The 1,710-nt window shown below is 63.6% G+C and carries 2 protein-coding genes; both read left to right on the top strand.

The window, feature by feature from the left end; all coding sequences use genetic code 11:
* The coding region (locus tag AAF184_25895) for a hypothetical protein (protein ID MEO0425789.1) at window positions 1-920 on the top strand (920 nt) is incomplete at its 5' end.
* 284 nt (window positions 921-1,204) lie between these two features.
* On the top strand, window positions 1,205-1,624 hold the full coding sequence (locus tag AAF184_25890; GenBank protein ID MEO0425788.1) for a DUF4214 domain-containing protein: 420 nt from the start codon (window positions 1,205-1,207) through the stop codon (window positions 1,622-1,624).
* Window positions 1,625-1,710 lie beyond the last annotated feature (86 nt).

The following is a 1,710-nucleotide window of genomic DNA, read 5'->3' as shown; positions in this document are numbered from 1 at the left end:
TGGTTCGAGACGACGCGACCGATCCCTGGGCGCCTGTGCGCGACATCACCGGCGCGCGCCGCGATGGGGTCACCTATCATGCTCCGCACCACGCTGCGGCTCTGGCGGCCCCGCACGTGTTCGTCGGCAATGTGCTGACCGAGCTTCAGAGCGTTGTGGGCACCGATATCAACTCGGTGCTCCGTCTCTTCGACGATCCGGCCCACCTGCGCCAGGACGTGGCAGGGACGGTTCCTGTCGTCAATGACGGCGATCCGGTACGGTGGATCGAGGATCTGTCCGGGAACAACCGGCACCAGACCTTCACCGATGCGGGCCCGACGCCAGTCTTCCGGATCTTACCGGACGGCAGAGGCACGGTTGAAGCTGACCTGAGTACGGTCACCGATGACTGGCAGGAGTTCGCCGGTGTGGACGTGGGGCAGGAGATCACAGACCTCACCGACTTCATCTCAGTAGTGAGCACGTCGAATACCTGGACGAGCGTTTCTAACGCGCAGAACTTCGTCGGCTTCTTCAATCGGATCGATAACGGCGCGCGCGTCAACATGAACACCGATCGGCGCGGGAATGTCACCGGTCGACAGCTCGAGTTCCGCAATGCCAGCGCGATCACGGGCAGCATCCTCGCTGAGATGATCTGGAGCCTTAACCAGGCCGGCGGCGTCGTGACGGCCGGCATGTACAACATGTTCGGCGACGAGCACGCGATGTTCGCCCCAAGCGCTGGCGACGACGTGCTTCAGAACGGCACGACGATCGAGCACGTCATGCACACCCTCGCGACCGACAACAACGCCGACCCCGGCGTGCGGCGTCTCCACGGCATCGCTGTGGCCGGTGGCGCATGGAACGAGACCAAACGCCGTCGTTTGCGAGACGCCATGTCCGAGCGGCTGAGGAAGCCCCTGGCCGCCTAACCCAAGGAGGAAATGATGAGGCTTCAAAAACTGCTACTGGCGGGACCGTTGGCCTGTTCGCTTTCGGCCTGCGCAATCGATCCTGCTGCCGTTGATCTCTACAACGCCCGGATCGCCGCCGCGAACGACCTGAGTCAAGACCGAACCCAGGTCGGCCGCGTCGCTGCTGGCATTACCAAGGCCCAAGCCGGTCTCAGCCTTGGGTGCGCTGGAGTTCTTGATCTTGGGGTCTCCCGTCTCCTCAGCGCTTATTGCCTAAGCCGTCAAGTGAGGGGGCTGGACTGATGCAGATGGATGCAATCGACCTGATCTATTGGGCTGCCCTTCACCGCGCTCCGGACGCTGGTGGCAAGGATTTCTATCTTGGCCACCTGCGTGCGGGCACCATGACAGGACCGGAGGTTCTGGCGCAGATCATGGCTTCAAACGAGGCGCAGGCTCGAGCGGCCCAGATTGACTATACGGGCACCGTCACGCTGCCTTCGCCCCCTCCAACGCCTGGGCCGGCTCCTGATCTGCGGCCCGGCGCGCCGCTCTCGCAGACTGTCCAGCCTGAGATGCTGCTGGTTCACAAGGGCACGGGCTCTCGCAGGACGGTTGTCGAGGTGCAGGCGAACCTCGTCCGCCTCAAGGATGAAAGCGGCGATGTGTTCCCGGTTCCGCGCGGCACTCTCGACACTCAGTATGAGATCTGGAGGCCCTGATGCGCATCGCACTTGTGCTGGCGGGGCTCGTCCTCGCCGGCTGCGTCATCCCGCCCACGACCTATCTCGAGCTCAAGTACGACCCC

This window comes from Pseudomonadota bacterium (genome assembly GCA_039815145.1).
Taxonomy (GTDB): Bacteria; Pseudomonadota; Gammaproteobacteria; order Steroidobacterales; family JBCBZW01; genus JBCBZW01.
The sequence above is the reverse complement of the archived record's forward strand: the minus strand, read 5'-3'. Positions and strand labels throughout refer to the sequence as shown.